This window comes from Stenotrophomonas terrae, from assembly GCF_001431465.1.
GTDB lineage: Bacteria > Pseudomonadota > Gammaproteobacteria > Xanthomonadales > Xanthomonadaceae > Stenotrophomonas > Stenotrophomonas terrae.
The window spans coordinates 1-6,962 of sequence record NZ_LDJJ01000029.1; the positions used below are offsets into that span (position 1 = coordinate 1).

Sequence of the window (6,962 nt, forward strand, 5' to 3'; positions counted from 1 at the left end):
CGCCGCTCCCACAAGAGCACCCGCAGTTTTGTAGGAGCGGCGTGAGCCGCGAAGCTCGGGTCAATGAATAAACAGACTTCTGTCACCTGACAATGCATCAGCTTCGCGGCTGATGCCGCTCCTCCCCCCTACCATCGCTGCAATCGCCACCACGGCTTCTGCATACAACAAAAAACCCCGGCTTTCGCCGGGGTTTTTCGGTCAAGCTTTTACTACCCAGCTACAACTCAGGCGTTGACCGTATCGGCCACTTCCTTGTAATCGCTGATCTGGTCGAAGTTCATGTAGCGGTAGATCTCGCTGCCAGCCGAGTCCAGCACGCCGATGTCGGCCATGTACTCTTCCTTGGTCGGGATGCGACCCAGACGCGAGCAGATTGCGGCCAGTTCGGCCGAACCCAGGTACACGTTGGTGTTGCGGCCCAGACGGTTGGGGAAGTTGCGGGTCGAGGTCGACATCGCGGTGGAGCCCTCGCGGATCTGCGCCTGGTTGCCCATGCACAGCGAGCAGCCCGGCATTTCCATGCGCGCGCCAGCGGCGCCGAAGGTGCCGTACACGCCTTCCTTGGTCAGCTCGGAGGCATCCATCTTGGTCGGCGGGGCAACCCACAGACGGGTCGGGATGTCACGCTTGCCTTCCAGCAGCTTGGCAGCGGCACGGAAGTGACCAATGTTGGTCATGCACGAACCGATGAACACTTCGTCGATCTTGGCACCAGCAACTTCGGACAAGGTCTTCACGTCATCCGGGTCGTTCGGGCAGGCCACGATCGGCTCGTGGATGTCGGCCAGGTCGATCTCGATGACGGCAGCGTATTCCGCGTCGGCATCGCCCTGCAGCAGTTCCGGGTTGGCCAGCCAGGCTTCCATCTTCTCGATGCGACGGGCCAGCGAACGGGCGTCCTGGTAACCCTCGGCAATCATCCACTTCAGCAGCGTGATGTTGCTGGTCAGGTACTCGATGATCGGCTCCTTGTTCAGGTGCACCGAGCAACCCGCCGCCGAACGCTCAGCCGAGGCATCGGACAGTTCAAATGCCTGCTCGACCTTCAGATCCGGCAGACCTTCGATTTCCAGGATGCGGCCGGAGAAGATGTTCTTCTTGCCAGCCTTGGCCACGGTCAGCAGACCGGACTTGATGGCATACAGCGGGATGGCGTTGACCAGATCACGCAGGGTCACGCCCGGCTGCATCTTGCCCTTGAAGCGCACCAGCACCGACTCCGGCATGTCCAGCGGCATCACGCCGGTGGCAGCGGCGAAGGCAACCAGGCCCGAACCGGCCGGGAACGAAATGCCGACCGGGAAACGGGTGTGTGAGTCACCACCGGTACCGACGGTGTCCGGCAGCAGCATGCGGTTGAGCCAGCTGTGGATCACGCCGTCGCCCGGACGCAGCGAGACGCCGCCACGGGTGGAGATGAACTCCGGCAGGGTGTGGTGGGTCTTCACGTCCACCGGCTTCGGGTAGGCAGCGGTGTGGCAGAACGACTGCATCACCAGGTCGGCCGAGAAGCCCAAGCAGGCCAGGTCCTTCAGCTCGTCACGGGTCATCGGACCGGTGGTGTCCTGCGAGCCCACCGAGGTCATCTTCGGTTCGCAGTAGGTGCCCGGGCGCATGCCCTTGCCTTCCGGCAGGCCACAGGCGCGGCCAACCATCTTCTGCGCCAGCGAGTAGCCCTTGCCGGTATCGGCCGGCTGCACCGGCAGACGGAACAGGTCGGTCACCGGCAGGCCCAGTGCTTCGCGCGCCTTGGCGGTCAAGCCGCGGCCGATGATCAGCGGAATGCGGCCACCGGCGCGCACTTCGTCGAACAGCACTTCGCTCTTGACCTGGAATTCGGCGATCACTTCACCGTTCTTCAGGGCCTTGCCGTCGTACGGACGCAGCTCGACGACATCGCCGTGCTCCATCTTCGACACGTCCAGCTCGATCGGCAGTGCGCCGGCGTCTTCCATGGTGTTGTAGAAGATCGGGGCGATCTTCGAACCCAGGCACACGCCGCCGAAGCGCTTGTTCGGGATGAAGGGGATGTCTTCACCGGTGAACCACAGCACCGAGTTGGTGGCGGACTTGCGGCTGGAACCGGTGCCGACCACGTCGCCGACGTAGGCAACCAGGTGGCCCTTTTCCTTCAGCGAGAGGATTTCCTGGATCGGGCCGCGCTTGCCGTCTTCTTCCGGCACGAACGGTGCGTCGGGACGCTTGTTCTTCAGCATCGCCAGGGCGTGCAGCGGGATGTCGGGGCGGGTGGTGGCGTCCGGTGCCGGCGACAGGTCGTCGGTATTGGTTTCGCCCGGCACCTTGAACACGGTGATGGTCAGGCTCTGCGGCACTTCCGGCTTGCTGGTGAACCACTCGGCATCAGCCCAGCTCTGCAGCACGCCCTGTGCATGGGCGTTGCCGGCCTTGGCCTTTTCCTGCACGTCGTGGAAGGCATCGAATACCAGCAGGGTGTGCTTCAGGCCGTTGGCGGCAATGGCGCCCACTTCGGCGTCGTCCAGCAGCTGGATCAGCGGAGCGACGTTGTAGCCGCCCAGCATGGTGCCCAGCAGTTCGGTGGCGCGCGCGCGGCTGATCAGCGCGTTCTTCTCGCTGCCGAAGGCAATGGCGGCCAGGTACGAGGCCTTGACCTTGGCGGCGTCATCGACGCCGGCCGGCACGCGGTGGGTGATCAGGTCGAGCAGGAACTCGGCCTCGCCAGCCGGCGGGTTCTTCAGCAGCTCGATGACGTCGGCCGTCTGCTGTGCAGTCAGCGGCAACGGCGGGATGCCAAGCGCGGCGCGCTCGGCTACGTGGTGGCGGTAGGCTTCCAACATGACAACTCCCGGGTGTAACGGTTAAAGAATGGATGGGCTCAGGCTTGCGGCACGATCAGCTTCAAGCCCTTGAAGTAATCGCGATAAAACGTGTCGTTCCAGGTGATCAGGCCGTCGCACTGAAGCAGTGCGTGGGCGCCCACCATGAAATCGTCGATGCGGCGGGTATCGCCGCTGCGTTGCCGGTGGCGGCGGTGCATCTCGCCGGCACGCAACGCGGATTTGGCTTCCAGCGGATTGAAATGGACGCCCATTTCTTCCAGCGCTTCCTGCACCTGCGCCCCGCCGCGCAGCGAGGCGCAGATCTCGGCCAGGGTGGTACCGCAGATGACCACCCGGCCGCCGACCAAGGCCTGCCGCAGGCAGGCCTCCACCGCGTCGGCACGGGGGCCGTCGCTGAGCAGTTCGATCAGGACCGGGGAGTCGACGGCGATCATGCCTCGTCGGCCTCGTCACGGACGGTACGCACGGCCTGTTCGGCCGAGTCGAAACCGTCCAGTGCGAACTTGCCGCGGGCGCGCGAAATGGCATCGTCCACGCTCTTGCGCAGGATGATGCGGCTGCCGTCCAGCTCGACCTTGAGCTGGGTGCCCTTGGTCAGGCCCAGGGCATCACGTACGGCCTTGGGCAGGGTGATCTGCCCGCGTTCAGCTACGGTGGCTTCCATGGGACCTCCAATGAAGTATGCATGAATTATACATACTTTCGCAGGCATACCCCAAACACCACCCCGTAGTGCCGAGCCATGCTCCGCAGAGGCCTTACCAGCAATCCCTCACCTGTAGTGCCGAGCCATGCTCGGCAGGGGCCGTACCGGTAAAGCCCCTGCCGAGCATGGCTCGGCACTACAGTTGAAGCCTCCGCGGAGCGCCTCTTGGCACCTCCGCTTGCGCCCATACCCCTACCCTTCGTCAACACTCCCGCATGTACATGGCCGCAACATGCCGTTGCCTAAACTGACGCCCGCAACCATGCGCCGGAAGGTGGGTGCTTCGTCCATACTCGGATGGCATTCACTGACAGGGCCCATGGCTCTGGAAAGCCCGCGCGGCGCCCTGGCTCCGCGGCAAGCCATCTGTACTAAGAGGAGTCAGCTGTATGAGCGATACATTCTCCACCCGTAGCCAACTGGAGGTTGGCGGCCAGCAGTACACCTACTGCAGCCTTCCCAAGCTCGGCAAGAAGTTCGACATCTCCCACCTTCCCTATTCGATGAAGATCCTGCTGGAGAACCTGCTCCGGCACGAGGACGGCGGCCAGACCGTCGGCCCGGACCACATCGAAGCGGTGGCCCGCTGGAATCCCAAGGCCGAGCCCGATACCGAAATCGCCTTCATGCCGGCCCGCGTGGTGCTGCAGGATTTCACCGGCGTGCCCTGCGTGGTCGACCTTGCCGCGATGCGCGATGCAGTGACCAAGCTGGGCGGCAATGCCGCACAGATCAACCCGCTGATCCCCTCCGAGCTGGTCATCGACCACTCCGTGCAGGTGGACGTGTTCGGCCGCCCGGACGCATTGGACCTCAACGGCAAGATCGAGTTCGAGCGCAACCGCGAGCGTTACAGCTTCCTGCGCTGGGGCCAGAAGGCCTTTGAGAACTTCAAGGTGGTGCCGCCCAATACCGGCATCGTCCACCAGGTGAACCTGGAAAACCTCGCCCGCGTGGTGATGGAACGGCAGATCGACGGCAGCAACTGGGCCTTCCCGGACACCGTGTTCGGCACCGACTCGCACACCACCATGATCAACGGCATCGGCGTGCTGGGCTGGGGCGTGGGCGGCATCGAGGCCGAGGCCGCAATGCTGGGCCAGCCCTCGTCGATGCTGATCCCGCAGGTGGTCGGCTTCAAGCTGACCGGCAAGCTGCCCGAAGGCACCACCGCCACCGACCTGGTGCTGACCGTCACCCAGATGCTGCGCAAGCTCGGTGTAGTCGGCAAGTTCGTCGAGTTCTACGGCGAGGGTCTGCAGCACCTGCCGCTGGCCGACCGCGCCACCATCGCCAATATGGCCCCGGAATACGGCGCCACCTGCGGCATCTTCCCGATCGATGCCGAGTCGCTGACCTACCTGCGCCTGTCCGGCCGCAGCGAGGCGCAGATCAACCTGGTCGAAGCGTATGCCAAGGCCCAGGGCCTGTGGCACGACGCCAACAGCCCGCACGCGCAGTACAGCGCCACGCTGGAACTGGACATGGGCGACGTCAAGCCGTCCATGGCCGGCCCCAAGCGCCCGCAGGACCGCGTGCTGCTGGAAGACGTGCACAGCAACTTCGCCGAAGCCCTGACCAGCCTGACTGCCAACCGCAAGTCCAAGGTGGGCTGCGCGGTGCAGGAGTTCGATGAGGAAGGTGGCGACCAACCGCAGGCCAAGCGCCTGGCGGCCAAGCCCATCTCCAAGATCCGCATCAACGACGAAGACACCGAACTGTCTGACGGCTCGGTGGTGATCGCCGCCATCACCTCGTGCACCAACACCTCCAACCCGGCGGTGATGCTGGGCGCCGGCCTGTTGGCGCGCAATGCCGCCCGCATCGGCCTGAAAGCCAAGCCGTGGGTGAAGACCTCGCTCGGCCCGGGTTCGCGCGTGGTGACCGACTATCTGGAAAAGGCCGGCGTACTGACCGACCTGGAGAAGCTGGGCTTCTTCGTGGTGGGCTATGGCTGCACCACCTGCATCGGCAACTCCGGCCCGCTGCCGGAAGCCGTGTCCGCCGGCATTGCCGAGAACGAACTGGTGGTGGCGTCGGTACTGTCCGGCAACCGCAACTTCGAAGGCCGCGTGCATCCGGAAGTGAAGGCCAATTACCTGGCCTCGCCGCCACTGGTGGTGGCCTACGCCATTGCCGGCACGGTCAATATCGACCTGACCACGCAGCCGCTGGGCAAGGGCAGCGATGGCAAGGACGTCTACCTGCGTGACATCTGGCCGAGCAACAAGGAGATCGGCGACACCATCGCTGCCACCGTCGGCCCGGAAATGTTCAAGCAGAACTACGCCGACGTGTTCAAGGGCGACACCCGCTGGGCGCAGATCGAATCGCCGGAAGGCCAGGCCTATGCCTGGAGTGGCGACTCGACCTACATCAAGAACCCGCCCTACTTCGACGGCATGACCATGCAGGTCGGCAGCATCAGCGACATCCATGGCGCACGGGTAATGGGCCTGTTTGGTGACTCGATCACCACCGACCATATTTCCCCGGCCGGCAACATCAAGAAGGATTCGCCGGCGGGCCGCTTCCTGCAATCGCGCGGCGTGCAGCCGGCCGACTTCAACAGCTACGGCAGCCGCCGCGGCAACGATGACGTGATGGTGCGCGGCACCTTCGCCAACATCCGCATCAAGAACCTGATGTTTGGCGGCGAAGAAGGCGGCAATACGCTGTATTACCCGCCGGGCAGCAACACCGGTGAGAAGCTGGCCATCTATGATGCAGCGATGAAGTACAAGGCTGACGGTGTGCCGCTGGTGGTACTGGCGGGCAAGGAATACGGCACCGGCTCCTCGCGTGACTGGGCGGCCAAGGGCACCAACCTGCTGGGCGTCAAAGCGGTCATGGCCGAGAGCTTCGAGCGCATCCACCGTTCGAACCTGGTCGGCATGGGCGTGCTGCCGCTGCAGTTCCATGAAGGCGAGAACGCCCAGACCCTGGGCCTGGATGGTTCGGAAGTGTTCGACGTCACCGGTCTGGACGACGGCAAGGCCAAGAGCGCAACCGTCACTGCCACCAAGGCCGATGGCAGCAAGAAGAGCTTCACTGCCAAGGTGCTGCTGCTGACGCCGAAGGAAGTGGAGTACTTCCGCAATGGTGGCTTGCTGCAGTATGTGCTGCGGCAGCTGGCTGGGAAGAAGGCGGCCTGATTCATCACGTTTGAATCTGGATGCCGATGAATGAAGAACGCCCCGGTTGGGGCGTTCTTTTTTTTGCGAGGGCGTGTTTGTTGTAGAGGCGATGAGCGAAAGCTACCCCTCTCCCCAACCCCTCTCCCGCAAGGGGAGAGAGGCTTAAGCTGCAATCGCACGCAATGCTTGAGCTTGTGGTGTCCTGAGCCCCTCTCCCCTTGCGGGGCGGTTGAGAGCAGCTTGCGAACCATTGGTTCGCTGCTCTCAGAGCGCCTTAGCGCAAGCGAAGGCCGGGGC

General features: G+C 63.9%; 4 protein-coding genes. 1 reads left to right on the plus strand and 3 read right to left on the minus strand.

Features of this window, described 5'->3' with window-relative positions:
• Positions 1-227: 227 nt before the first annotated feature.
• The 3 genes from acnB to ABB27_RS09235 are packed head-to-tail and all read right to left on the minus strand — an operon-like array spanning position 228 to position 3,486.
• Positions 228-2,819, minus strand: coding sequence for a bifunctional aconitate hydratase 2/2-methylisocitrate dehydratase (gene acnB, locus ABB27_RS09225; RefSeq protein WP_057628411.1), 2,592 nt, complete (start codon positions 2,817-2,819; stop codon positions 228-230).
• A 38-nt stretch (positions 2,820-2,857) separates the two neighbouring features.
• Positions 2,858-3,256 (minus strand): type II toxin-antitoxin system VapC family toxin, encoded by a 399-nt coding sequence (locus ABB27_RS09230; protein WP_057628412.1) that lies wholly within the window; start codon positions 3,254-3,256, stop codon positions 2,858-2,860.
• Complete coding sequence (locus ABB27_RS09235) at positions 3,253-3,486, minus strand: AbrB/MazE/SpoVT family DNA-binding domain-containing protein (RefSeq protein ID WP_057628413.1); 234 nt, start codon at positions 3,484-3,486, stop codon at positions 3,253-3,255. The genes ABB27_RS09230 and ABB27_RS09235 overlap by 4 nt, the downstream gene beginning before the upstream one ends.
• A 431-nt stretch (positions 3,487-3,917) precedes the next feature.
• Here ABB27_RS09235 and acnA point away from each other — a divergent pair, with 431 nt between their 5' ends.
• Positions 3,918-6,683, plus strand: a complete 2,766-nt coding sequence (gene acnA, locus ABB27_RS09240; protein ID WP_057628414.1) for an aconitate hydratase AcnA — start codon at positions 3,918-3,920, stop codon at positions 6,681-6,683.
• The last annotated feature ends 279 nt before the right edge of the window (positions 6,684-6,962 follow it).